At 63.9% G+C, this 25,792-nt stretch carries 23 protein-coding genes; 7 read left to right on the forward strand and 16 right to left on the reverse strand.

The genetic code is table 11. The features are described from left to right. Positions 1-100: 100 nt before the first annotated feature. The 14 genes from NKG95_RS24825 to NKG95_RS24890 all read right to left on the reverse strand — a co-directional run bounded on the left by NKG95_RS24825 (position 101) and on the right by NKG95_RS24890 (position 15,886). On the reverse strand, positions 101-2,470 hold the full coding sequence (locus NKG95_RS24825; protein WP_353042809.1) for a trimethylamine N-oxide demethylase: 2,370 nt from the start codon (positions 2,468-2,470) through the stop codon (positions 101-103). A 303-nt stretch (positions 2,471-2,773) separates the two neighbouring features. Next, positions 2,774-3,403, reverse strand: coding sequence for a sarcosine oxidase subunit gamma (locus NKG95_RS24830; RefSeq protein ID WP_352884676.1), 630 nt, complete (start codon positions 3,401-3,403; stop codon positions 2,774-2,776). Then, positions 3,396-6,380 carry a sarcosine oxidase subunit alpha gene (locus NKG95_RS24835; RefSeq protein ID WP_353042810.1) on the reverse strand — a complete coding sequence of 995 codons (2,985 nt, stop codon included), beginning with the start codon at positions 6,378-6,380 and terminating at the stop codon, positions 3,396-3,398. Before NKG95_RS24835 ends, NKG95_RS24830 begins: the two co-directional genes overlap by 8 nt. Continuing rightward, positions 6,380-6,655, reverse strand: coding sequence for a sarcosine oxidase subunit delta (locus NKG95_RS24840; protein ID WP_023716760.1), 276 nt, complete (start codon positions 6,653-6,655; stop codon positions 6,380-6,382). Before NKG95_RS24840 ends, NKG95_RS24835 begins: the two co-directional genes overlap by 1 nt. Before the next feature lie 16 nt (positions 6,656-6,671). Continuing rightward, on the reverse strand, positions 6,672-7,925 hold the full coding sequence (locus tag NKG95_RS24845; RefSeq protein WP_353042811.1) for a sarcosine oxidase subunit beta family protein: 1,254 nt from the start codon (positions 7,923-7,925) through the stop codon (positions 6,672-6,674). Positions 7,926-7,961: 36 nt separating this feature from the next. Further along, a complete protein-coding gene (glnT, locus tag NKG95_RS24850) occupies positions 7,962-9,269 on the reverse strand; it encodes a type III glutamate--ammonia ligase (protein WP_352484123.1) in 1,308 nt (435 codons plus the stop codon). A 34-nt stretch (positions 9,270-9,303) separates the two neighbouring features. Next, positions 9,304-10,632, reverse strand: a complete 1,329-nt coding sequence (locus NKG95_RS24855; protein ID WP_353042812.1) for an FMN-binding glutamate synthase family protein — start codon at positions 10,630-10,632, stop codon at positions 9,304-9,306. Between the two features lie 6 nt (positions 10,633-10,638). Further along, positions 10,639-11,373, reverse strand: a complete 735-nt coding sequence (locus NKG95_RS24860; protein WP_023716764.1) for a GltB/FmdC/FwdC-like GXGXG domain-containing protein — start codon at positions 11,371-11,373, stop codon at positions 10,639-10,641. A gap of 4 nt (positions 11,374-11,377) precedes the next feature. Then, on the reverse strand, positions 11,378-12,271 hold the full coding sequence (locus NKG95_RS24865; protein WP_023716765.1) for a class II glutamine amidotransferase: 894 nt from the start codon (positions 12,269-12,271) through the stop codon (positions 11,378-11,380). A 95-nt stretch (positions 12,272-12,366) separates the two neighbouring features. Further along, positions 12,367-12,687: a hypothetical protein gene (locus NKG95_RS24870; protein ID WP_353042813.1), complete on the reverse strand. Its 321-nt coding sequence runs from the start codon at positions 12,685-12,687 to the stop codon at positions 12,367-12,369. After that, positions 12,684-13,373: a hypothetical protein gene (locus NKG95_RS24875; RefSeq protein ID WP_353042850.1), complete on the reverse strand. Its 690-nt coding sequence runs from the start codon at positions 13,371-13,373 to the stop codon at positions 12,684-12,686. The genes NKG95_RS24870 and NKG95_RS24875 overlap by 4 nt, the downstream gene beginning before the upstream one ends. Positions 13,374-13,615: 242 nt before the next feature. Further along, a complete protein-coding gene (locus tag NKG95_RS24880; RefSeq protein ID WP_353023323.1) occupies positions 13,616-15,016 on the reverse strand; it encodes an APC family permease in 1,401 nt (466 codons plus the stop codon). Positions 15,017-15,058: 42 nt separating this feature from the next. Continuing rightward, positions 15,059-15,586 carry a hypothetical protein gene (locus tag NKG95_RS24885; protein ID WP_502913984.1) on the reverse strand — a complete coding sequence of 176 codons (528 nt, stop codon included), beginning with the start codon at positions 15,584-15,586 and terminating at the stop codon, positions 15,059-15,061. Between the two features lie 12 nt (positions 15,587-15,598). Then, the gene (locus NKG95_RS24890; protein WP_023716771.1) at positions 15,599-15,886 is read right to left on the reverse strand and encodes a hypothetical protein; all 288 of its coding nucleotides are present in this window, start codon (positions 15,884-15,886) and stop codon (positions 15,599-15,601) included. 248 nt (positions 15,887-16,134) lie between these two features. Between NKG95_RS24890 and NKG95_RS24895 the strand changes: the two genes are divergently transcribed. Genes NKG95_RS24895 through NKG95_RS24910 form a run of 4 tightly spaced genes read left to right on the forward strand, consistent with a single transcriptional unit; the run spans position 16,135 to position 19,891 of the window. Then, positions 16,135-17,268, forward strand: coding sequence for an aminomethyl transferase family protein (locus tag NKG95_RS24895; protein WP_023716772.1), 1,134 nt, complete (start codon positions 16,135-16,137; stop codon positions 17,266-17,268). 14 nt (positions 17,269-17,282) lie between these two features. Continuing rightward, entirely contained in the window at positions 17,283-17,879 is a 597-nt protein-coding gene (locus tag NKG95_RS24900) for a dimethylamine monooxygenase subunit DmmA family protein (protein ID WP_353042814.1), read from the forward strand. Then, the gene (locus NKG95_RS24905) at positions 17,876-18,841 is read left to right on the forward strand and encodes a PDR/VanB family oxidoreductase (RefSeq protein ID WP_353042815.1); all 966 of its coding nucleotides are present in this window, start codon (positions 17,876-17,878) and stop codon (positions 18,839-18,841) included. Before NKG95_RS24900 ends, NKG95_RS24905 begins: the two co-directional genes overlap by 4 nt. Before the next feature lie 9 nt (positions 18,842-18,850). Continuing rightward, complete coding sequence (locus NKG95_RS24910) at positions 18,851-19,891, forward strand: heme-dependent oxidative N-demethylase family protein (RefSeq protein WP_353042816.1); 1,041 nt, start codon at positions 18,851-18,853, stop codon at positions 19,889-19,891. Positions 19,892-20,104: 213 nt separating this feature from the next. Here the strand turns inward: NKG95_RS24910 and NKG95_RS24915 are convergent, their stop codons facing one another. Next, positions 20,105-20,821, reverse strand: a complete 717-nt coding sequence (locus NKG95_RS24915; RefSeq protein WP_023716777.1) for a helix-turn-helix domain-containing protein — start codon at positions 20,819-20,821, stop codon at positions 20,105-20,107. Positions 20,822-21,081: 260 nt separating this feature from the next. On the opposite strand from NKG95_RS24915, the gene NKG95_RS24920 reads away from it, so the two are divergent. After that, entirely contained in the window at positions 21,082-22,440 is a 1,359-nt protein-coding gene (locus tag NKG95_RS24920; RefSeq protein ID WP_353042817.1) for a trimethylamine monooxygenase, read from the forward strand. Positions 22,441-22,466: 26 nt separating this feature from the next. Here the strand turns inward: NKG95_RS24920 and NKG95_RS24925 are convergent, their stop codons facing one another. Beyond that, entirely contained in the window at positions 22,467-23,804 is a 1,338-nt protein-coding gene (locus NKG95_RS24925) for an aminotransferase-like domain-containing protein (protein ID WP_352484112.1), read from the reverse strand. Between the two features lie 108 nt (positions 23,805-23,912). On the opposite strand from NKG95_RS24925, the gene NKG95_RS24930 reads away from it, so the two are divergent. Together NKG95_RS24930 and NKG95_RS24935 are read left to right on the forward strand one after the other, a co-directional pair. Next, positions 23,913-24,887 (forward strand): substrate-binding domain-containing protein, encoded by a 975-nt coding sequence (locus tag NKG95_RS24930; protein WP_352484111.1) that lies wholly within the window; start codon positions 23,913-23,915, stop codon positions 24,885-24,887. A 33-nt stretch (positions 24,888-24,920) separates the two neighbouring features. After that, on the forward strand, positions 24,921-25,790 hold the full coding sequence (locus NKG95_RS24935) for an ABC transporter substrate-binding protein (protein WP_352548726.1): 870 nt from the start codon (positions 24,921-24,923) through the stop codon (positions 25,788-25,790). The last annotated feature ends 2 nt before the right edge of the window (positions 25,791-25,792 follow it).

Genomic DNA, 25,792 nt, shown 5'->3' on the forward strand with positions numbered 1-25,792 from the left:
CACCAACCGCGCTCTGTCCAGCACCCCTCAACCGTCTTGGCGCTGCGCGCCAATCCACCTTCTCCCACTGGGGGAGAAGGGAAGAACCAGGCAGCGTCGATCAGGAGCGCGGCCTGGTCTTCTGCGGATCGTAGTGGGCAATGGCGACGACGCGCGCCGGCAGCCGCTTGCTGTGGCCGTCGAGCTTGCCGATCTCGACCTCGGTGCCAATCGCCGAATGCGCGACGTCGAGCCTGGCCAACGCGATATTCTTGTTCAGCACCGGCGAACGCATGCCTGAGGTGACGACGCCGACCTGGGCGCGGCCGACATGCACGCAGTCGCCGTGGCCGACCGCGACATTGGCGTCGATGTCGAGGCCGACCAGCTTCTTCTGGGGGTTTTCCTTGCGGCGGATCAGCGCCTCGCGGCCGATGAAATCGTCGGTCTTGGTCTTTAGCGGCACGGTGAAGCCGATGCCGGCCTCGAAGGGGTCGGTCTGGTCGGAGAACTCGTAGCCGGCAAAGATCAGCCCGGCCTCGATGCGCACCATGTCGAGCGCTTGCAGCCCCATCGGCTTCAGGCCGTGCGGCTGGCCGGCCTCCCAGATGGCGTCGAACACCTTTTCGGCGTCGCGCGGATGGCACCAGATCTCGTAGCCGAGCTCGCCGGTGTAACCGGTGCGCGAAACGACGACCGGAATGCCGTTGCCGCCGCCGATGCGGGCGACGGCAAAGCGGAACCACTCGAGCTCGTCGATCGACGGCTGCAGCGGCGAGGTCCAGATGATCTGCCTGAGAATGTCGCGGCTTTTCGGTCCCTGCACGGCGACATTGTGCATCTGGTCGGTCGATGAACGCACCAGCACGGTAAGGCCGAGTTTCGTCGCCGTTTCGCGCAGCCATTCGCCGGATAGATCGTCGCCGCCAACCCAGCGGAAATTATCCTTGCCGAGCCGAAGCAGCGTGCCGTCGTCGATCATGCCGCCCTGCTCGTAGCACATGGCGGAATAGACGACCTGGCCGACGCCGAGCTTCCTGATGTCGCGGGTCAGCGTGTATTGCAGCAGCGCTTCCGAATCCGGGCCGGTGATCTCGAACTTGCGCAGCGGCGACAGGTCCATGATCACTGCATCCTGCCGGCAGGCCCAGTATTCGTCGATCGGGCCTTGCCTGGCGAAGGAATTGGCCAGCCAATAACCCTTGTACTCGACGAAGTTGCGGGTGTGCTTGGCAAAGCTCGAATGAAAGGCGGTCTCGCGGGTCATTTTCGGTTCCGAATCGGGCGTCATGCGTCTGGCGATCGCTCGCGAGAATTTGTGCTGGCCGGCATAGGTCCGCACATGGATGTCGGTCAGGTTCCAGCCATTGGCCGGCGTCGTATCGTCGGGGCAGGCGGACGAGACGCAGACGATATCCGTGAGCGCCCGCAGCAGCACATAGTCGCCCGGCCGCGACCACGGCTCATCGGAAACGACGACGCCATGCGCGTCGATGGCCGTGTTGAAGAAGAAGTTGATCGCCATCCAGCCGGCGCGGGGCGTCACACCCTTGTCGGCCAGCGCGCGGTTGAAATTCTCCGAGCAGTTGGGATGGCCGGGATAGCCGATGTCGTCGTAATATTTGGCCGCGCAGGCGAGCGCGAATGCATCGTGCCGGCCGCAAGTGTCCTGGATAACCTCGACCAGCGGCTCCATGTCCTGGTCATAATATTTCGAGTGCAGCCCGGGCATCGGATAGCTCGAACCCATCAGCGTGCGCGTCGTCGTCACGTCGAGCGGATGATCGCGGCCCTTGTCCAGCTTGCGCGCCGAAAAGCACTGGAAGTCGGTGCATTGGCGCCCGTCGACATCGATGATCTGCAGATAGTCGCCGGCTTTGACGAAATAGGCTTCCGCCGTCGCCGAATGGACGCGCAGATCGAGCACCGGATCGGCCAGCGGGTCGGCAAGCCGCGACTTCGCAGCTGGACGGATCGTGGCGCGGCGCAGGATGACGCTGAGCGGCGTTGCGGTATCGTGGCCGTCGACCAGCATCGGACCGCCGGGTGCAGCGACGAGCATCGAGCCGTCGCGGGCGATCGCAAAGCTCTGTTCGCTGCCGGCAGGGGTGGAGCCGCCGAAGACGCGGACCGCCTTTGCCTGATCTAGCTGTACCTGGCGACGTTCGAGGCCTCGGCGCAAGGAAGCGAGGCTATCGTCGCTATCGGCCAGCAGCGCCTTAATGCCGGCGGCATTGCTGTTCGATTTTTCGCCGAGAATACCGGGATCGGTTACGCCGGTGCTGTCCCATACCAGCAGCTCGCAGGCCTGCCCGCCCTCGACATTGCGCACAGTGATGCTGTCGCCGGCCTCGACCTCGATCAGCACCGCGCCATTGCCCTGAACCGAATAGCGCTCCATCCCGGCCGGCAGCGCGATCTGGCCTGGCCGCAGGATCAGACTCGGCCGGGGCGGTCCGGCGGCGATTACGGGGTAGGGCGACTGGCTCATCTCAACCCTGGTTTCGAGAAACAAGTTTGCCTGTGCGTGAAATTATTTTAGCGGGAAGAATAGGGCAGAAGAGCCGGAGTTGGCAAGGTGAAGGTGGCACAAGCTCCCCCTTCTCCCCTTGGGGGAGAAGGTGTCGCCGAAGGCGACGGATGAGGGGTGTTCCAGGGAACGCCAGCCTCTCACTCCGCTGGAACACCCCTCATCCGTCTCGGCGCTGCGCGCCGATCCACCGCCCTGGGGCGAGCCACGGGTCTCGTCCCGTCCTTCGGACCCCACAAGGGGAGAAGGGAAGACGCGCCAAGGCTATGCCAATTCCTCGGAATGCCCGATGTCGACGCCATACTCCGCGGCGGCATCGAGCATCGTGTGCCACAGGCTTTCGGCAAACGTCGCGAACACCAGGAGATTGAACACCGCCTGCCTATCCGGCCGGTCATGGCCGCGCCACAGATTGACGCTGGTATGGTCGATCGATGTCGCGGCAGCGGTGCCGGCCGGGAACGCCGCCGGGTGCAGGTCTAACGACGACAGTTTGGCCAACATCGCGCGCGCCTTTTCTCCCGAAACGCTGATCAGGACGCGGGCATGCGACTGGTCCGACAGCGAGGCGGATTGCGAGAACGCCTGGCTCAGCGGTTCGATCGCGTGCTTGGCGCCTTTCGACAGGACGAGGAACTGATCCGGTCCCGACCAGATCAGCGTAGCGTCGGGAACTTGGACCGCCTTGGGCGTTTCCGGTGCGGCAACGTCGAAACGGGCCTGGGCAGCTTTTGCCAGCTCCGCCGTTTTGCCGCGCCGCGCCATCACCTGGATCAGGTCGAAATTGCGGATTTCCGTCAGCCAAACGCCGGCCTCGGTGCCGCGCGCGCCATGGGCGCCGACGACGAGCGCTTTCTCCAGCGGACTGCGGGCAATCCAGGACAACTCAACCACGCTGGCGCCCTCCATCCGGATCGTAGAAGACGGGGCTGCACAGCTCGACATCGTAGTCCTCGCCGCGCAGCGGGTCATGCGCATGGACGATCTCGCCGATGCGCTCGCGGCCGCGCTCGACCAGGCCAAGCCCGATCCACTGGTCGAGCACCGGCGAGAAGCAGACCGAGGTGACGTAGCCCTGGTCGTTGGCGGGACCGGGCGTCTCGCCCTTCGGGATAATATGCGCGCCGGAACGCAGGCGGCGCGTCTTGTCGACCGGCTTGATCCCGACGACGACCTGCCGGTCCGGCGCGACCAGCGCCTCGCGCCCGGCCATGACGCGGCCAATGAAATCCTTCTTGGTCGACATCATCTTGCCGAGGCCGAGGTCGGCGGCCGTCGTCGTGCCGTTCAGCTCCGGCCCGGCGACATGGCCCTTTTCGATGCGCATGACGCCGAGCGCCTCGGTGCCGTAGGGCGTAACGCCGAATGGCTTCCCGGCCAGCATCAAATTGCGCACCAGCGCGTCGCCGTAACGGGCGGGAACCGAAATCTCGAAGGCCATCTCGCCGGAGAACGAGATGCGGAACAGCCGCGCCCTGGTGCCGCCGCGAAGCGATACCTCGCGCGCGCCCATGAACGGAAAACCCTCATTCGACAGATCCTCGGCCGGATCGACGATTTCCCGGAGCAGGTCCCGGGTCTTCGGCCCGGCGATCGAGAATTGCGCCCACTGGTCGGAGACGGAGGTGAGCTGCACGTCGAACTCAGGAAATAGCACCTGGCGGCAGAATTCGAGATGCTGCATCACCAGCCCGGCCTTGGCGGTGGTGGTGGTCAGGAAATAATGGTCCTCGGCCAACCGCGATGTGGTGCCGTCGTCATAGACGATGCCGTCCTCGCGCAGCATCAGCCCGTAGCGGGCTTTGCCGACGGCAAGATTGGAAAAGGTGTTGATGTAGACGCGGTCGAGGAAGGCGCCGGCATCCGGACCGTGCACGTCGATCTTGCCGAGCGTCGAGACGTCGCAGAAGCCGACGCCGGAGCGCACCGCCTTGACCTCGCGGGTGACCGATTCCAGCCAGTCCTTTTCGCCGGCCCGCGGGTACCATTGCGCGCGCTTCCACAGGCCGGTGTCGACGAACACCGCGCCTTGTTCGGCTGCCCAGTGATGCGACGGCGTCAACCGTGTCGCATGAAAATTCTCGTCGCGATGATGGCCGGCGAAGGCGCCGATAGCGACCGGCACATAGGGCGGGCGGTAGATCGTCGTGCCGGTCTCGGGAATGGATTTGCCTGACAACGCAGCCATGATGGCGAGGCCGGCGACGTTCGAGGTCTTGCCCTGGTCGGTGGCCATGCCGAGCGTCGTATAGCGCTTCAGATGCTCGATCGACTCGAAGCCTTCGCGCTGCGCCAGTTCGATGTCGGACGCGGTCACGTCATGCTGGTAATCGACGAAGGCTTTCCCTTTGCCGCCGACATGCCAGAGCGGCGTTAGCGAAAACGCCTCGCTGTCGGCAACCGGCGATGTGCCGGCATTGCCGCTGCGCCCGGCCCTCTGTGCTGCCGCCGCTCCTGCGGCAAAGCCCTGGCGCAGGCAGTCGCCCAACCCGAAGGCGCCGTTGGCGGCGCCTGCGGCCATCATGCCCGGAGGCGCACCGTCCGGGACGAAGGCTGCGATGTCGTCCTGCCATTTCGGCCGGCCGCGATGGTAGGAGGTCAGCCCGACCGCCGGATTCCAGCCGCCGGAGACGGCAAGCCCGTCGGCTTCGACTTCCGCACGTGCGCCGCCGGTCAGCGAGATCGCGATTTTCCGCACGCCGTCCTTGCCGCCTTCGACCCCGCTGACCGAGCCGCTGAGCACCGGAAAGCCGGCCTTGGCGGCGAGCGCGCGATGTGCGGCGGAGACGTCCGGGCGCGCATCGACGACCGCCGCGATCTGCAATCCGGCGGCGAGCGCGGTCTCGACCGTGCGCCAGCCATCCGCATTGTTGGTGAGCAGCGCGATCCTCTTTGCCGGCGCCGCCGCGTAGCGCGCGACATAGGTCCGCATCGCCGAAGCCATCATCACGCCGGGCGTGTCGTTGCCGGCAAACACGATCGGCCGCTCGATGGCGCCGGCGGCAACGACGCAGCGCCTAGCCACGATCCGCCATAGCCTTTGGCGCACTTGGTGCTCTGGCGGGGAGGGCAGGTGGTCATTGACCCGCTCGATCGCGCCATAGGTGCCGCCATCATAGACGCCGAACAATGTCGTGCGGTTCATGATGCGGACATCGGGGAGTGCTGCGAGTTCGGCCAGCGTGCGCGAAATCCATTCGGCCGCCGGCAGGCTGTCGATGGTGCCGCCGTCGGCAAGCAGACGGCCGCCGAACGCAAAATCTTCCTCGCACAGGATGACACGGGCGCCGCTGCGCCCGGCCGCCAATGCCGCCGCGAGCCCGCCCGGGCCAGAGCCGGCGATCAGCACGTCGCAATGCGCCCACGCCTTGTCGTAATGGTCGGGATCGGCGACGCCGGCGGCGCGGCCGAGACCGGCGGCTCGGCGGATCGCCGGTTCGTAGACCGCTTCCCAGAATTTCGCCGGCCACATGAAGGTCTTGTAGTAGAAGCCGGCGACGAAGATCGGCGCAAACAGCTGGTTGACCGCCATCAGATCGTGGCGCAGCGACGGCCAGCGGTTCTGGCTGGCGGCCTCGAGCCCGTCGTAAAGTTCGGCCGTGGTCGCCTTGGTGTTCGGCTCGCGCCGCGCTCCGCTGCGCAGTTCGACCAGCGCGTTGGGCTCCTCCGACCCGGCGGTCAGGATGCCGCGCGGGCGATGGTATTTGAACGATCGGCCGATCAACTTGACGCCATTGGCAATCAGCGCCGAGGCCAGCGTGTCGCCTTGGAAGCCGGCAAAGCTCTTGCCGTCGAAGCGGAAGCTCAGCGGCGCGGCGCGATCGATGAGACCGCCGCTCTCCAGCCGGTGTGTCTGCGCAGGGCCAACCATCAGGCGCCCACCTTGGCGGCGCCAACGCCCGCAGCCGGCTCGACCGACGAAATCTCGTGCGTCAGGGTGTTGCGGGCGACCTTCAGCCAGGCCCGGCAGCCGCCGCCATGATACCAGTATTCGCTCATCGGCCCGGCGACATTGTCGCGCAGATAGACATAGTCGAAGACCTCGTCTTCGGAGGAGCCGGCCGCCGGACGCACCGGCCTGGCGTCGCCCAGATAGGTGAACTCGCCGAGTTCGCGTTCGCCGCAGAAGGGACAGACAATGCGCATGCTCTTCAGCCAGCCTTCAATGCAGGTTCGGTTGGGCGCCCTGGCCCTTTTCGTCGATCATCGCACCTCGCCGGAAGCGGTCGAGGCGGAAGCGCGCCGCCTCCTTGTGCGGCTCGTCGCGCGCCAGAAGATGGGCAAAGACCAAGCCGGAGCCGGGCGTCGCCTTGAAGCCGCCATAGCACCAGCCGGCATTGAGATAGAGCCCGTCGACCGGCGTCTTGTCGATGATCGGCGAGCCGTCCATCGACATGTCCATGATGCCGCCCCACTGGCGCAGCAGCCGCACGCGGCCGATCATCGGCATCAGCGCCATGCCGCCTTCGCAGACGTCCTCCATGACAGGCAGATTGCCGCGCTGGGCGTAGGAATTGTAGCCGTCGATGTCGCCGCCGAAGACCAGGCCGCCCTTGTCGGACTGGCTGACGTAGAAATGGCCGGCGCCGAAGGTCATGACGTTGGGGATCAGCGGCTTGATCGCCTCCGAGACGAAGGCCTGCAGCACATGGCTTTCGATCGGCAGCCGCATGCCGGCCATCGCCGCAACGCGCGACGAGGAGCCGGCGACCGCCATGCCGACCTTGGCCGCACCGATCTTGCCGCGGCTCGTCTCGACGCCGGTCACCTTGCCGTTGCCGTCGCGGACAAAGCCGGTCACCTCGCAATTCTGGATGATGTCGACGCCGAGCGCGCTCGCCGCACGCGCATAGCCCCAGACCACGGCGTCGTGGCGCGCCGTGCCGCCGCGCCGCTGCAAGAGGCCGCCCTGCACCGGAAAGCGCGCATTGTCGAAGTTCAGGAACGGCATCATCTTCCTGACCGCCGCCAGATCGAGCAGTTCGGCATCGATGCCGTTGAAGCGCATGGTGTTGCCGCGCCGTGCGTAGGCGTCGCGCTGCGCGTCGGAATGGTAGAGATTGATGACGCCGCGCTGGCTGACCATGGTGTTGTAGTTGAGGTCCTGCTCCATCCGTTCCCACAGCTTCATCGAAAGCTCGTAGAAGCTGGTATTGCCGGGCAGCCCGTAATTGGAGCGGATGATGGTGGTGTTGCGGCCGGCATTGCCGGAGCCGATCCAGCCTTTTTCCAGCACCGCGACATTCCTGATGCCGTACTCGCTGGCGAGGAACCATGCCGTCGCCAGTCCATGGCCGCCGCCGCCGATGACCACCACGTCGTAGTGGCTCTTCGGGCTGGCGTCGCGCCAGGTGCGCTGCCAGTTCTTGTGGCCGGAAAATGCCGCCCGGGCGAGGGAGAAGATCGAGTATTTCATGAACCTGTTTCGCGCCGGGCGTGCAACAATTCCGGATCAGATGTCGAGCGTGTGGTCGCGCTCCCACTGGGTGAAGTGGGAAGCATAGGAATTCCATTCCTGTTGCTTGAGCTTTAGATAGGCCGACGAGAATTCCTCACCCAGCGCCGCCTTGAGCGATTTGTCGTTGTCGAACTCGCGCAATGCGTCGAGCAGGTTGAGCGGCAGCTTCGGCGCGCCCTCGACCGTATGGCCGAACTGGTACATGTCGATGTCGTAGCGCCTGCCGGGATCGGCCTTCGAGCGGACGCCATCGAGGCCGGCGGCGATGATCACCGCCTGCAGCAGATAGGGATTTGCCGCGCCGTCGGGCAGGCGCAGCTCGAAGCGGCCGGGGCCGGGCACGCGCACCATGTGGGTGCGGTTATTGCCGGTCCAGGTCACGGTGTTCGGTGCCCAGGTGGCGCCGGAGATGGTGCGCGGTGCGTTGATGCGCTTGTAGGAATTGACCGTCGGGTTGGTGATCGCGGCCAGCGCGGAAGCATGTTTCATGATGCCGCCGAGGAAATTCCTGCCCTTGGCCGACAGGCCGAGTTCCATCGCATTATCGGCAAAGACATTGGTCTTGCCGTCCCTGTCCCAAACCGAGATGTGGGCATGGCAGCCATTGCCGGTCAGGCCCTGGAACGGCTTCGGCATGAAGGTCGCGCGCAGGCCGTGCTTTTCCGCAACGGATTTCACCATGAATTTGAAGAAGGAATGCTTGTCGGCGGTCGCCAGAGCATCGTCGAAGGCCCAGTTCATCTCGAACTGGCCGTTGGCGTCCTCATGGTCGTTCTGGTAGGCGCCCCAGCCGAGCGCCAGCATATGGTCGCAGATCTCGGCGATGACGTCGTAGCGGCGCATCACCGCCTGCTGGTCGTAGCAGGGCTTCGACGCCGTGTCGTATTCGTCGGAAATCGTCTTGCCGTCCGGCGAGATCAGGAAGAACTCGGCCTCGACGCCGGTCTTGATGTGCATGCCGTCGCCGGCGGCCTCGGCGATCAGCCGCTTCAGCGTGTTGCGTGGCGCCTGCTCGACCGATTTGTCGTCCATCATGCAGTTGGCGGCGACCCAGGCGACTTCGGGCTTCCACGGCAACTGGATCACCGAATCCGGATCCGGCACGGCCAGCATGTCGGGATGCGCCGGCGTCAGGTCGAGCCAGGTAGCAAAGCCGGCAAAGCCGGCGCCGTCCCGCTGCATGTCGGCGATCGCCTGCGCCGGCACCAGCTTGGCACGCTGCCCGCCGAACAGGTCGGTGTAGGATATCATGAAATATTTGACGCCCTTCTCCTTGGCGAAGGCGGCGAGATCGTTCCCCATTATAATTCCTCGCTTACTGGCATTTTGGTTTGTCTTAGAAGCCGTTCTTGCCCGGTATCCAGTTGGTGCCGGTCAGCGGCACGCCGGCCATGGCGGCGGCTTCGATCGTCAAGGCGACAAGATCCTCGGGCTCGAGATTGTGCAGGCTGTTCTTGCCGCAGGCGCGGGCGATTGTCTGAGCCTCAAGTGTCATTACCTTAAGATAGTTCGCCAGCCGTCGTCCGGCCGCAATCGGATCGACCCGTTTCATTAGCTCGGGATCCTGCGTGGTGATGCCGGCCGGGTCGCGTCCCTCATGCCAGTCGTCATAGGCGCCGGCGGTGGTGCCGAGCTCGTTGTATTCCGCTTCCCAGCACGGGTCGTTGTCGCCGAGCGCGACAAGCGCTGCCGTGCCGATCGACACCGCGTCGACGCCGAGCGCCAGCGCCTTGGCGACGTCGGCGCCGTTGCGTATGCCGCCGGAGACGATCAGCTGCACCTTGCGGTGCATGCCGAGATCCTGCAGCGCCTGCACAGCCGGCCTGATGCAGGCAAGCGTCGGCTGGCCGACATTTTCGATGAACACTTCCTGGGTTGCCGCCGTGCCGCCCTGCATGCCGTCGACGACGACGACATCGGCGCCCGATTTCACGGCAAGCGCGGTATCATAATAGGGCCGCGCGCCGCCGACCTTGACGTAGATCGGCTTTTCCCAATCGGTGATTTCGCGCAGTTCGAGGATCTTGATCTCGAGGTCGTCCGGCCCGGTCCAGTCGGGGTGGCGCGAGGCCGAGCGCTGGTCGATGCCTTTCGGCAGCGTGCGCATTTCGGCAACGCGGTCGGAAATCTTCTGGCCGAGCAGCATGCCGCCGCCCCCGGGCTTGGCGCCCTGGCCGACGACCACCTCGATCGCATCGGCGCGGCGCAGATCGCGCGGGTTCATGCCGTAGCGCGACGGCAGGTACTGGTAGACCAGCGTCTTCGAATGGCCGCGCTCTTCCTCGGTCATGCCGCCGTCGCCGGTGGTGGTCGAGGTGCCGGACAGCGTCGCGCCGCGGCCGAGCGCTTCCTTGGCCGGACCGGACAGCGAGCCGAAGCTCATGCCGGCAATGGTGATCGGGATCTTCAGCTCGATCGGTTTCTTCGCATAGCGCGAACCGAGCACGACGCTGGTGTCGCAGCGCTCGCGATAGCCTTCGAGCGGATAGCGCGAGATCGAAGCGCCGAGGAACAGAAGGTCGTCGAAATGCGGAAGCTTGCGCTTGGCGCCGGCGCCCCTGATATCATAGATGCCGGTCGCCGCGGCGCGGCGGATCTCGGAAAGCGTATAGTCGTCGAAGGTCGCGGATTTGCGCGGCGTCGTCGGCGGGTTGCGATAGGTCATGCTGCCTCAATACGCATCGGCGTTGTCGATATTGAAATTGTAAAGCGTGCGCGCCGAACCGTAGCGCTTGAACTCCGCCGCCTTGACGCCGGTCACGCCGGCACGGTCGAGCAGGTTTTGCAGCAATTCCAGGTGTTCGGGCCGCATCTCCTTGGCGATGCAGTCGGCGCCGAGGCTTTCGACCTTGCCGCGCACGAAGAGCCGCGCCTCGTAGATGGAATCGCCGAGCGCATCGCCGGCATCGCCCAGCACCACGAGGTTGCCGGATTGCGCCATGAAGGCCGACATGTGGCCGATATTGCCGTGGACGACGATGTCGATGCCTTTCATCGAAATTCCGCAGCGCGACGACGCATTGCCTTCGATGACCAGCAGCCCGCCCCGGCCGGTGGCGCCGGCATACTGGCTGGCATCGCCTTTGACGACGATCTGGCCGGACATCATGTTTTCGCCAACGCCGGGCCCGGCCGAACCATGCACGGTGATGGTGCCGCCGTCGTTCATGCCGCCGCAATAATAGCCGACGCTGCCGCGGACATCGATGGCGACCGGCTGGTCGACGCCGACGGCGACCGAATGGCTGCCGCGCGGATGCAGTACCTCCCAGGCGGTCTCGTTCGAACCGGGAGCCAGATCGTGCAGCGCCTGGTTGAGCTCCCGCAGCGACATTTCGGCCAGGTCGAAGACCCTCGATGCCTGGCCCGGCTCGCGCGCGGCCTTGGAGAGGTTAATTGCCGGCATAAGATCAATGCTCCCAGAAATAGACGGTTGCGGGCTCGGGTTCCCAGACCTTCGCATTGTCTATGCCGGGCAGTTTGGTCAGCGCACGATATTCCGAGCCGAAGGCGACATACTGGTCGGTTTCGGCCATCACGGCGGGCTTGCAGGCGATCGGATCGCGCACCACGCCGAAGCCGTTCTTGGTGCCGACGACGAAGGTGAAGAAGCCGTCGAGGTCGCTCAGCGTGCCTTCCAGCGCCTCGCCGAGGTTCTTGCCATGCGCCATCTGCGAGGAGAGATAGGCGGCCGCGACTTCGGTGTCGTTCTCGGTCTCGAATGTCATGCCTTCGCGGATCAGCTCGCGGCGGACATTGTTGTGGTTGGACAGCGAGCCATTATGCACCAGGCACTGGTCGGCGCCGGTCGAGAACGGATGCGCGCCCATCGTCGTCACCGCCGATTCGGTCGCCATGCGGGTATGGCCGATGCCGTGCGTGCCGGTCATCTCGCGGACGCCGAACCGATCGACGACCGCTTCCGGCAAGCCGACTTCCTTGTAGATCTCGACGACGTCGCCGGCGCCCATGATGCGGATGTCGGGGCGCAGCGCCTGGATCGCCTCGCGCGCTTCGTCGATCTTGGCAGGCGTCGTCCTGACCACCGCATGCGTCGACTTCGCAGCCAAGCTCACCGGCGCGCCGATCGCCTTGGCGAGGTCGGCGTCGAGGCCGCGGAAATCGCGCTCCGGCTTGGCCGACTGGATGGTGATCTTGGCTTCATTGGAAGACGCGCCATAGATGGCGATGCCGGCGCTGTCGGGACCGCGATCGCTGAGCGAGATCAGCATCTCCGACAGCATCGCGCCAAGCTGGGGCTCAAGCGACTTGTCCTTCAAAAACAGTCCGACGATTCCGCACATGTCAGGCTCCGAGATTTGTTCCCTTGGAGATGTATCGAATGCGTCCCGGGAATTCAATTGGTATGAAAAAAATTTTCCTGTCGTTATATATCGGCTCAGGCGCCGCCGGCCGCACTATCGCTGCGCTTGCCGCCATTGTGAACCCATTTGGTATGGCGGACGCGGGCGATCTTGTAGGCATCCAGGATCGACAGGGCATAGATCAGGAAGCCGCCGGCATGCCGGCCGATGAAGCTGGCATCCGGCGGCGCGATCTTGGCGGTGACCCAGGCCAGTATCACCATGAAGAACAGGAACTGCAGGGCGCGCACCGGCACGCCGAGCACGACATGCCCGCTTGCCGGCAAGACGATCGCGGCGCCCAGAACCAGATAGGGGCTCGGTGGTGCGGGGGAGGTGGTAATCTGGCTGGTCATGCCGCTTGCCGTTCGCTTTGATTGATGGCATCGCGCAGCGCCGAAGCCGACGACAGCAGCCTCTCGATCAGCCCCGGATCGAGCCTGACTGTGCCGAATTCGGCTTGCCGGAATACGCCGTAGCGCGCCCGCTCGGCCTCGGCCAGCAGCCAGACGATGCGCACGCCGTTCGGCGTGATCAGCAATTCCTTGGCGCGCCCCTCGACAAAGACATCGAGGTGGTCGGCGATAATGGCGTCAGGGAAGCGCACGCCCTTGCGGTCGCTCCGCAGCACCGCCTCGGCTGGAAATCCCGCCGCCTTCGGCAGTGTATGGTCGAGATGATCGAAATTGGAAAAAGTCGTCGGCGATCCTGGCCGCATCATCATGTCGAAAGTGCCTGGCACCGCGACTTTTTCGTTGATCGAAACGCTCAGCCAGCGCGCCGGCAGCTTCCTGATCGCCAGCGTGTCGACGATGGTCCGTACCTGCACCCGCCGGCCGTTCCACGAGCCGGCGAAGGTGACGACGCCGGCGGTGCCGTCCGAGACATTGGCCACGTCGGGAATGATTTCGCGAAGTCCCGCTTCGTCGGCGGCAAGTGCGGCCAAGGCCTTGGTGCGGTTGGCCCGCGCAAGCCAGGCGAAATGGAGGACGAGAGCCAGGGCAACCGCCCCGGCGAGCAATGCTGAGATCATTTCAGATATCTCGTCATGCGCAGGCCCGCCCCGTTTTGGAGCGGGCGTATCGAGTCCCCCTCATCCGGCCGCTTCGCGGCCACCTTCTCCCCGCTGGGGAGAAGAGGCTGGCGTCAACGCTGGCGACCCCTCTCCCCCCGGGGAGAGGTCGGATTGCCCCGAATTGCCCTTCGCAATTCGGTTGGCAGTCCGGGTGAGGGGGCGCTTGCCCATGTGCGATTGCCCTGCGTTCTGGGATGAGCCTACTCCTGTCAGTACCCCTGTGGTTTCGGCCACGGCATGGTGAACTGGGCACCGCGGCGCACGAATCTGTAGCGGTAGAAATGGAACCACAGCGAGATCAGGAAGTAGAAGGCGACCATGGCGATCAGCTGCGAGCCGAAGCCGAGGAAGATCGCAAAGAAGGTGACCACGCAAAGGCAGAACAGCACGATCGCCGGCAGCGGATGGAACGGATGGGTGTAGCCGCGGCGGATCGAGCCGAGCGGCCACTTCTTCCTGAACATGATGATGTTGATGCTCATGAAGGTGTATTGCAGCACGCCCGACAGGATCGAGAAGGTGATCGCCTGGTTGAGGTCGGCGATGAAGGCAAAGGCGAGCGCGATCGGCAGCAGGAACAGGATCGAGCGGTAGGGGGTGCGGTATTTCGGATGCACGGCCGAGAACCAGGTCGGCAGATAGCGGTCGCGGCCGAGCGAGAACCAGGCGCGCGCGGCGTCGTTGATGCAGCCATTGGCCGAAGCAAGTGCCGCAAGCAGCGTGGCGACGAACAGCAGGTTTTCCAGCAGTGGGCTGCCGGTCAGCTTGCCCGCGTCCCAAAGCGGATAATAGGTGATGCCGAGATATTCCCAGGGCATCAGCGAGGCGCAGACATACCAGGTCATGGCGGCGGCGATCAAAAGCGTAATCATGCCGGCCATCGTGCCGTAAGGCAGCGAGCGCGCCGGGGAACGCACTTCCTCGGCCGCCTGCGTGGTGCCTTCGATACCGAGATAGTACCAGATGCCGAACTGGAAGGCGGCGATGACGCCGATCCAGCCATAGGGCAGGGCGTTGCCGGGGGTGACCAGCTCGTTCAGCTTGAGCACGGCGCCTTGCGTCCACGGGCTGACCGAGAAGAACAGGATGACGATCGAGACATAGGCGATGGCGGTGATGACGAAGTTTACGTTGAGCGTCATCAGCACGCCGCGATAGTTCAGCCATGCCAGCACGACGATGGTCGCGGCGATGAAGGAATTGTGGTTGAGGCCTTCGACGCCGGCCTTGGCGACGATCGTGTCGCCGAGCAGGATAGCGTCCGACACTTCGAGCATGGTATAGGCAAAGACTAGGAACAGCGCGACGTTGAACGCCATCAGCGGCCCGACGATGTGCTTTGCCTGCGCATATTGGCCGCCGGCGGCAGCGACCGTCGAGGTGACTTCGGAATCGATCATGGCGACCGAGGTGTAGAGCAGGCCAACGATCCAGCAGACGATCAGCGCCGCCAGCGCGCCGCCCTTGTCCGCCGCGAAATTCCAGCCGGTGAATTCGCCGACCAGAACAATGCCGACGCCGAGTGCCCAGACATGGGCCGGGCCGAGCACCCTGAGCAGTGAAACCCTGTCGCCTTGCACTTGCACTACCGGTTCAAGCGTGACCGTCATCGTTCAATCCCCACTCAGATCCGGTGTTTTTCGGACACGGCTTCAAGTTCGCCTTCCCTGGACGAGGTCAGCACGTCTTCGGAAAAGGTCGTGTCGATCTTGAACCAGTCGTAGAGCATCCACAGCGCGAGCACGATCGAGATGCCCCAGCATGCGTAAGAGAGTGCCACCCACATGACGATGCTTCCCCGGTTTATTTGTCGTCGAATTTTCGTTGATGACGTCGCGGTATTCGCGGTCCGATGCGCGGAACAGAAAGATGAAATAGCCGATCAGCACCGCGGCCATGATGATCAGCGTCGGCCAGTCGATGATGTAGTGGAACCGGTTCTGGATGATGTCGTGCGCGGTTTCCGGCGTGTAGCCGAGCTTTTCCCAGATCGAGGCCATGGTCGGGTTCTGGCCGAGCGCTTCCCACGTCTTGGCGTCGAGCGCGTCGATGGATTTTGCCGCCCCTGCCAGCCCCAGTTTCAGTGGCAGCCACAGCGCGACGAAAATCGCGACCACGACGACGGCGATATCGAAAACCTGTCCGGCCTTGCTCTGTTCGGGCGGTGTGTAGCGGGCCATGCGTCTCCCCCCTCAGGACTTGCGGTTGCGGTAAGCGTCGGCATTCTTGATGTCGAGGCCGTAGATGAAGTCCTTGTCTTCCTTGTAGTGGTTGACCATCGCCAGGATGGCGGCCGTGTTGAAGATCAGCACCGCGGCGGCAGCGACCGCGACGACGAGCTTGATGCCTGCGTCGGGGATGTACGGCCATGTCATGAAGAGGACGAAGAGGATCGTCGCCCACAGACAGACGATCAGGAGCACCGATCCACGAAGGTCGGAACGGTACAGGGCTTCAATGCGCTGCTGCATGTCGGACATCGGTTCCCCTCCGTCGCTCTCTTTCAAGAGAGTGAAATTTTTTTCATAACTTCAAGCCGAACTCCGCAATTGTCAAGACGATTTTACGCAACGTTAACTGTTTGTTTGACCAGCCGGATTTTGCCTGACAATGAAATTATTTGCTTGCGGGTATTGCAGGCTCTCGGCGTTTGCGATCAATATTCGGGCAACGCTCCCGCCAGGGAGCAGGGGAAAGCAAGAAGTTTTTTCGAACGGAGGACCAGCGGATGACGGCATCCTGGAGATTTTCGGCCCTTGCGGACCGCCATCGCGCGCTCGGCTCGAAGCTCGAAGACTGGAGCGGCATGGGCACCGCGTGGACCTACGACAAGGACGCCGACGAAGAGTATATCGCCATCCGCACCAAGGCCGGCCTGATGGACGTGTCCGGCTTGAAGAAGGTCCACATCACCGGGCCGCACGCCTCGCACCTGATCGACCTGGCGACGACGCGCGACGTCGAAAAGATCTATCCCGGCAAGTCGGCCTATGCCTGCATGCTGAACGAGGCCGGCAAGTTCACCGACGACTGCATCCTCTACCGCACCGGCCCGAATTCCTGGATGGTGGTGCATGGCTCGGGCACCGGCCATGAAGAGCTGCAGCGCGCTTCGGTCGGTCGTGACGTGTCGCTGCGCTTCGATGACAATCTGCACGACCTTTCGCTGCAAGGCCCGACCGCCGTCGACTATCTGGCAAAGCATGTGCCGGGCATTCGCGACCTCAACTATTTCCATCACATGCAGACGCAGCTGTTCGGCTTGCCGGTGATGATCTCGCGCACTGGCTACACCGGCGAGCGCGGCTACGAGATCTTCTGCCGTGGCCAGGACGCCGGCACGATCTGGGACAGGATCCTCGACGAGGGCAAGAGCGCCGGCATCATCCCGTGCCGCTTCACCACGCTCGACATGCTGCGCGTCGAGAGCTACCTGCTGTTTTACCCCTACGACAATTCGCAGAAATACCCGTTCGAGAACGAAGGCCCCGGCGACACGCTGTGGGAGCTCGGCCTCGATTTCACCGTCAGCCCCGGCAAGACAGGCTTTCGCGGCGCCGAGGAGCATTATCGCCTCAAGGGCAAGGAGCGCTTCAAGATCTTCGGCGTGCTGCTCGAAGGCAAGGAGCCGGCCGACGAGGGCGCGCCAGTCTATCGCGACGGCAAAAAAGTCGGCGTGGTGACCTGCGCCATGTATTCGCCGCTGGTCAAAAAATCGATGGGCATCGCCCGGCTCGACGTCGACTGCGCGGTACAAGGCACCAGGCTCGAGATCCGCAACAAGAGCGGCGCCATCAGCGCAACCGCCGAGCCGCTTCCGTTCGACGATCCGAAGAAGACCAAGCGCACGGCGAAAGGCTGAGGCATACTGCGGGTATGGCAGCGAAAAGCATCATCAGCCGGCCGGTCTATGGGACCCTGTCTCCGCAGCCCGGCAAGCATCATCTTTTCATAGCGGATGCAGAGGGAGCGCTGGCCATTGCCGATCTGGCCGCCAAGGCACCGGCGGATTTCTTCGGCGGCGCCCACATCATTTTCATTCCCGGCCGCGACGGCAAATACGTCGATACGCTCGAGGCGCTGAAGCCGGCGCAGTTCTACCTCGGCCATTCCTTTGCCAGCGCCCTGCCGCGGCTGAAGCAGACGCTGGCAAACGCGCATATGGGACTCAGGCTCTACCTTGCCGGCACCGAAGGGCTGATCGGCCAGGCCATGCAGGCGGCGCTCGAAGCCGGCATCGACCACATCTCGATCCAGACCGAGCATCGCGGCTCGCTGGCGCGCCGCATGCAGTGCGTCCACTGCAAGGGCATCACCGAGAACGTGACGACGCAGCCGGCGACCTGTTCGCATTGCGGCCTGCTGCTTCTGGTGCGCGATCACTATTCGCGGCGGCTCGCCGCCTTTCAGGGCGTCTGCATCAACGCCGAGGACCGCAGCGAAATTCCTCCGATCGAGGAGGTCTTTCGATGAGCACCGGCACCACCAAGCTCGACGTCGTCGTCAGCGATGTCGTCCCGGTCAACGAGCTGGTCACGCGCTTTCATTTCCGCAGGCGCGACGGCCAGCTCTTGCCGACCTTTTCCGGCGGCGCCCATGTCGTCGTCGAGATGCGCGATGGCGAACGCACCAGGCTCAATCCCTATTCGTTGATGGGCTCGCCGCTCGATACCCGCGAATACACCATCTCGGTGCGCCGCGACGACGCCGGCCGCGGCGGCTCGCTGTTCATGCACCGGCAGGTCAGGCCGGGCACGGAGATGGTGGTCAGCTACCCCGTCAACCTGTTCTCGCTCGATCTGCGCGCCAGGAAGCATCTGATGCTGGCCGGTGGCATCGGCATCACCCCGTTCATGGCGCAGACCGCGCAGCTGGCGGCGGAGGGCGGCAATTTCGAGTTGCACTACACCTGCCGCACCGCTTCGCTCGGCACCTATGCCGATCTGCTGAGAGAGCGCTACGACCGCCGGATCAGGCTATATCACGACGATCGCGACGAGCGCATCGAGCTCGACCGGCTGCTGTCGTCGCAGCCGCTCGGCACCCATCTCTATGTCTGTGGCCCGTTCGGCATGATCGGCTGGGTGCGTGACCGCGCCGCCGCCCTCGGCTGGCCTGCCGAGACCGTGCATTTCGAGCATTTCGCGGCACCGCAGCCGGGTGCGCCCTTCGACGTGACGCTGGCGGTCAGCGGCAAGACGATCCGCGTCGACGAGCAGCAGAGCCTGCTCGAGGCGATCGAGGCGGCCGGCGTCGATCCGCCCTATCTCTGCCGCGGCGGCGTCTGCGGCCAGTGCGAGACCAACGTCATCTCGCATGACGGCAAATTCATCCACAACGACCACTGGCTGAGCGAGGAAGACCACCGTTCGGGCTGCAAGATCATGCCCTGCGTGTCGCGCTTCGAGGGCAGGTCGCTGGTGCTGGAAAGATAGGAGGCGAGCTTGGGCATTACCTTTCGCAAGGAAACCTTTCGCGACGACTTCACCTTCCGGAACAGCCCGGAGCACATCAGACGGTTTCCATTCCCGTTCCATGAAGACAGCTACATGTATGCGGTCAATATCGAGCCGCATGTCGTCGGGCCGAAGGGCAGCGTGCTGGAGAATTTGATCGACGTCGACGAGCACTATGTCGCCGAAATGCAGGACCGTGCTTTGGTGCTCGCCGAAGACCCGCTGCGCTGCCAGTCGCTGCCGCACATGACGCTGGCCGGCTGGGACCTGCTCGAACTGCTGATGGAGCAGCAGGCTTCCGGCTATCCCGAGCATTTCACCCTGGCCCGCGACGGCGACCGCTGGCGCTGGATCAACCGGCCGCTCGGCATCGACGACAGCTTCACCTTCGGTGACGTCTCGACGCTGCCCTATGGGCCAATGGAATACATCACCCGCCAGAGCCAGGGCGATTTCTGCATCCTCGACCAGCGCGACGGCAATCTGTGGATGGATGCCGGCATGGTCACCACCCAGGCCGACTGGTCGCTCGATTTCGACATCGGCATGAACTTCTTCGAATGGCACGCGCCGGTGCCGCTGGCGCATGAGAAGGGCATATTCGTCCGGGCGCTGAAGTTCCTCACCAATATCCAGCAGGGTAAGCCGGCGCGCCGGCTGAACTGGACGATGACCATCAATCCGCGCCTCGATACCAGCCCGGAAAATTACCACAAATGGGGTCCGGACCGCGCCACGGTGACGCCGGAAAATGTCGGCGACAAGGTCCATCTGCGCGTCGAGCTGCAGAGCTTCTGGCGGCTGCCGCGCTCGAATGCGATCGTGTTCCCGATCCGCTGTTACCTGATCAAGATGGACGAGCTGGTGATGCAGCCGAAATGGGCACGGCGCCTGCACCGCGTCATCCGCGACCTGCCCGAGGAACTCGCCACCTACAAGGGCCTGACGCGCTACCGCGCGACGCTGGTCGAATGGCTGTCGAAGTTGGATGACGGCAGTGCGACGTCGCCGGGGTTTGGGCCGGATTGACTGCTGCCGTCGCCGAAGCTGCCGATCTCACCCCTCGTGGGGAAATGCCCGGCAGGGCTGAGGGGGGCGCTGTCCCGCTAACCTCTAGATCGATCGTAATTATGCCCTCAGCCTGGTTCTCTGCTGGTTGTAGGATAGGCTCGGGGCTGGCGCTCGATGGCGCCCCCCTCTGTCCTGCCGGACATCTCCCCCACGAGGGGGGAGATCGAACTCTCACCCCGCGCTCTGCGGGTAGCAAATGATCGACAAATAGCGCATCGGCAGAACGGTCAGCACTTCCGGCCCGTGCGGCGCATCGGCGTCGAAGAACAGGCTGTCGCCGGGCTTCATAGGGTAGAGATTGCTCCCGTGCCGGTAAACGACTTCGCCTTCCAGCATGTAGAGGAATTCCATCCCTTCGTGCTGGAAGGTCGGAAACACGTCGGAATCCTCGGTCAGTGTGATCAGATAGGGTTCGACGACGACGCCGCTGGTGTTGGAACCGATATGGCCGAGCAGATTGTACTGGTGGCCGGCGCGCGTGCCGCGGCGCTCGACGTCGAGGCCTTCCCCGGCCTTGACAAAGACGGCGCTGCGCTCTTCCTCGAAGCGGCGGAAGAATGCGGTGACGGGAACGCCGAGTGCCCGCGACAGCGCCTGCAACGTGGTCAGCGACGGCGAGGTGATGCCGTTCTCGATCTTCGACAGCATGCCAAGCGAAATGTCGGTGGCGGCCGCCAGATCGGCGACGGTGATGCCGAGCTTCTTGCGGAATGCCCGCACCTCGCGGCCGATCGCGACCTCCAGCACTTTTTCGCGAGTGTCGCGAATGGCGTGCGGGTTCTGGGTGAGCGGCGCGCGCATCTTGCGCGGATCGATTACAGCAACCGACGGCTTGGCTTTGCCCGCGGCGGCTGCCGCAGGCTTTAGACTGGTCGCTTTTTTCGCCATTTCGCCACCCCGGACCTTGCCGATTCATTTCACTCACGGTGAACATATTCGGTGCCGATACAGAAGCGCAACTCTTACGGCAAGCCACCCGTGTCGAATTGCGCAATGACCGGATTTCGCGCGAGCTACCGCGTCGCTTGGAAATCCAGCGTGGTGAAACGAGGGTTTCGCGACAAGGCCTGTTGACAGCATCGAAGGGGTAATTACTGTCCTGTCAGTGAAATTTGTTTCGTTAGAGAAATGAGATCGGGAGGCCCGAAATGAAAGATCGTGTTGCCGTCATCGGAGCCGGGCCGTCCGGCATGGCCCAGCTCCGGGCCTTCAAGTCGGCCGCCGACAAGGGCGCCGACATTCCCGAGATCGTCTGCTTCGAAAAGCAGTCCGACTGGGGCGGCCTGTGGAACTACACCTGGCGCACCGGCCTCGACGAGCACGGCGACCCGGTGCACGGCTCGATGTACCGCTATCTCTGGTCGAACGGCCCGAAGGAATGCCTCGAATTCGCCGACTATACGTTCGAGGAGCATTTCGGCCGGCCGATCGGCTCCTATCCGCCTCGCGCCGTGCTGTGGGACTACATCAAGGGCCGTGTCGAAAAATCCGGCGTGCGCCAATGGGTGCGCTTCAACAGCCCGGTGCGCATCGTCACCTTTTCCGATGCGACGAAGAAGTTCACCGTCACCGCGCATGACCGCACCAACGACGTCACCTACTCGGAAGAGTTCGACAATGTCGTCGTCGCTTCGGGGCATTTCTCCGTGCCCAACGTTCCTTATTTCGAGGGCTTTTCGACCTTCAACGGCCGTATCCTGCACAGCCATGACTTCCGCGACGCGATGGAATTCAAGGGCAAGGACATTTTGATCATCGGCCGCTCCTATTCGGCCGAGGACATCGGCTCGCAATGCTACAAATACGGCGCCAGATCGATCACCTCCAGCTACCGCTCGAAGCCGATGGGCTTCAGATGGCCGGAGAACTGGAAGGAAGTGCCGCTGCTGCAGAAAGTCGTCGGCAAGACCGCGCATTTCAAGGACGGCAGCACCAAAGACGTTGACGCCATCATCCTGTGCACCGGCTATCTCCACTCCTTCCCGTTCCTGACCGAAGACCTGAAGCTGAAGACCGCCAACCGCATGTGGCCGGACGGGCTCTACGAGGGCGTCGTCTGGGAGAAAAACCCGAAGCTGTCCTATATCGGCATGCAGGACCAGTTCTACACCTTCAACATGTTCGACGCGCAGGCCTGGTTCGCCCGCGACGTCATCATGGGCCGCATCAAACTGCCCTCGGCCGATGCGATGGCCGAGCACGGCAAAAAGTGGCGGGCACGCGAGGAAACGCTGGAAGACGCCGAGCAGATGATCTGGTTCCAGGGCGACTACACCAGGGAGTTGATGGAGCAGACCGACTATCCCGGCTTCGATGTCGAGGCTGTCAATCAGACCTTCATGGAGTGGGAGCACCACAAGGCGGAAGACATCATGGGCTTCCGCGACCATTCCTATCGCTCGCTGATGACCGGCACGATGGCGCCGCTGCACCATACGCCCTGGCTGCAGGCGATGGACGATTCGATGGAGAGCTATCTCGAAGTGAAGGGCGTGGCGGCGGAGTAGGGAGTCCGAACGACGATTGCCTTGCCTCACACAACGTCCCGCGCCGGGTCGGCTGCCAGCGCCAGGGAATTTGCGACGTGTTCGAGGTGCTCCTCGTCCAGGATGCTGGTCGCGACGCGGACGGCGTTCGTTTTTCCGGTCGAAAACTTCGCGCCGGCATGGACCGCGATGCCGTGCGCGGCCAGCGTGACCATCGCATAAGGTTCCGAAGCAACCGGAATGAGGACGCTGAGACCATATCCGGCGTCGATCGCGACATCGCGTTTCGCCAGTTCGCCGGCGAGCCGTTCGCGGCGGCGGCGATACACCTCCTTCGCCTGCTCGACCAAGACAGCCGTGGCCGGGTCTTGCAGCAGCCAGGCGGTGGCCGCCTGCAGGATACGGCTGGTCCATCCCGAGCTGAAGCTGCGATAGGACTGGATCTGTTCGACGATCGTCGCCGATCCGGACAGCACGGCGAGCCGCAGGTCCGGGCCATGGGTCTTGGAATAGGACAGGATGTGGACGACGCGATCGGGAAAACGCCGGCCAAGCGAAATGCGCGGCGCATCGGCAATATCGCCAACGCCGTCATCTTCGACAATCAGCACGTCGGTGCCGGCGAGCAGGTCGCCGATGACTTCCAGCCGCGCCGACGACATGCAGGCGCCGGTCACCGAATGGACGCGCGGCTGGAACAGGAACGCGACCGGCCGCTGCCGCAGAGCGTTGGCGAGCGCGTCGGGCAAGGGGCCGTCACTGTCGCAGTCCACCGGGATGATCGGCACGTCGAGATCTTCGAGGATGTCGAGCAGGCGAAGCGCCGTCGGATTCTCGATGGCCACCGGCGCCCCCGTCGGGACCAGCGCATGCAGCAAGGTGTAGATGGCGTTGTAACCGCCATTGGTGGCCAGGAACGCGCCGGGATCGTACGGCCATGACGGGCGCACCGCGGCCTCCAGCTCGGGCAGGATGCGCACCCGGTCGTAGCTGTTGAGCTTTTCGGCGCGCGCGCCATGCGCCAGCGCGATGTCGAGCGGCGGCAAGAGCTTCACATCGGGCTCCGCGATCGCCAGGTTCAGAATGTCCGCACCGTAATTGCCGCCGCTCATGTGGCGCTCGGGCCGGGCGGCAAAGCGGTTGCCCATGATCCAGGTGCCGTTGCGCCCGCGGCCGCCGATGATCTTGTAGCGCCGCAGCTCGCTCCACGCCTGCGAGACCGTCGCCGGGCTGACGCCGAGCACATAGGCAAGATCGCGCACCGGCGGAAGCTTTGCGCCGACAGGCAGCGCGCCGCTTCTGATCAGCGCACTGGTCTCGCGCGCGATGCCGCGCGTCGTGCGGTCGCCGAGGCGTTCAGCGAACCATCCTGCATCGAAATCCATCGAATCAACGACTGCCAGTGTTAATGTTCAGTAACATAATAACATTTGATCGGCCAAAAATAAACATTTACCAATCGCCGGTCAAACATAGTGTTGAAGTTCATGCCGATGCCCGTTTCCATCACTATAGCCACCCGTGATTGGGACTATCTCACGCCCTTGGTCCTCGGTGACGTCACCTCCAGCCGCTTGTCGGTGAAGGTTGACCGCGTCGCCACGCTGATCGCGGATCTCGGTACCGATCCGAACTACGATGCGGCGGAGGTCTCGTTCAGCCGTTATGTGTCGGCCATGGCGTCGGGCCGGGATACGGTGGTTGGAATACCGTGTTTCATCATGCGCGGCTTTCGCCACCGCTGCATCATCACGGTCAGTGACAGTCCGCTGGTACGGCTCTCCGACCTTGCCGGCAAACGCATCGGCGTCACCGGCTGGCGCGATTCCGGCAACACATGGACGCGGGCGGCACTTCGCCGCGAAGGTGTCGGCGTCGAGGACGCCTACTGGTTTGCCGGCAGGCTGACATCCGAGCACCCGGTCGCCGACCGCCTCGACGGATTCGGCAGGCCGGGTCGCATCGAAGCAGCGCCAGGCGAGCGCCCGATGATGGAGCTGCTGGCGCAAGGCGAGCTCGACGCCGTTTTCACACCCTTCATGCCGGACGGCTTTTTCGGCCCGGCTTCCGGCTTCCGGCAAGTGCTGCGCGATTTTCGCGCGGCCGAACGCGCCTATTTCGCCGACGTCGGTTATGTCCCGGGCATGCATCTGGTCGCCGTCAAGGCCGTCCTGGCCAGGGAGCACCCCTGGCTGCCGCAGGAACTCGCCAGGCTGATCGACGAAAGCCAGCGCGTCTGGACGGGCAAGCGCCGAAAATATGCCGATACCTCGCCCTGGATCCTCGAGGAGCTGCTTCATGCGGGGCGCGACCTGCCTGCCTCCTGGAACGCCAGCGGCCTGCCCGCCAACCGGCGCATGATCGAGGATTTCGTCACCGAGCTACATGCCCAGGGCATTCTGACGGAACCGATTTCCGCCGAAGCCTTGTTTCCTTTCGACGCCAGGTCGCGGGCCACCGCAGCCTGACAACGCGCAACGAAGAACACGAAGGAGAATGCCATGAGGACAATCAGCTTCATATTCGCCTCGCTCGTCACCATTCTGGCGCAGGCCAGCTTCGCCCAGGATATCCAGAAGCAATCGGTGAACGAAGATTTGCGGGCCCGGCTGCCGGAAGAGATCCGCACGGCGGGAAAGATCACGGCCGTCAACAACGGCTCGTTCCCGCCCTATGAGATCGTCACCGGCACCGAACTGACCGGGGCAACCAGGGACATTTCCGACGCCATCGGCCAGCTGCTCGGTGTCGAAGTCGATCACGCCTCGGTCGCCGGCTTGCCGGCCTTGCTGAGCGGCATCAATGCCGGCCGTTATCAGTTCGCGATGGGACCTGTCGGCGACTATCCCGACCGCCAGAAATCCAACGACTTCATCGATTGGGTGCGCGAATACGTCGTCTTCGCCGTCGAGAAGGGCAATCCGCAAGGCATCACCTCGCTCGACACGGCGTGCGGCAAGCGCATCGCCGTGATGTCGGGTGGCTCAGCCGAAAAGGTCATCAAGCAGCAGGCGCAGAAATGCACCGAGGGCGGCAAGCCGGCCGTCGAGGTGCAATCCTTCACCGACCAGCCGAGCTCGATACTGGCCGTCCGGTCGAAGCGCTCCGACGCATTCTTCTCCTCGCAGGCGCCACTGACCTATTTCGTCGAGCAGGCGAAGGGCCAACTGGAACTTTCAGGTGTCGGCCAGGCCAATGGCTTCAAGGACATCTATCAAGGCGCCGTCGTCAAGAAGGGCTCGCCGCTGGGCGGTGTACTACTCGACGCGTTCAAGATCCTGATGAAGAACGGCACCTACGCCGCGGTGATGAAGAAGTGGGGTCTCGAGAAGAACATGATCGACGCGCCCGGCATCAACCAGGGACAGTAGAG

Source organism: Mesorhizobium sp. M1423 (assembly GCF_040317575.1).
Classification (GTDB): Bacteria; Pseudomonadota; Alphaproteobacteria; order Rhizobiales; family Rhizobiaceae; genus Mesorhizobium.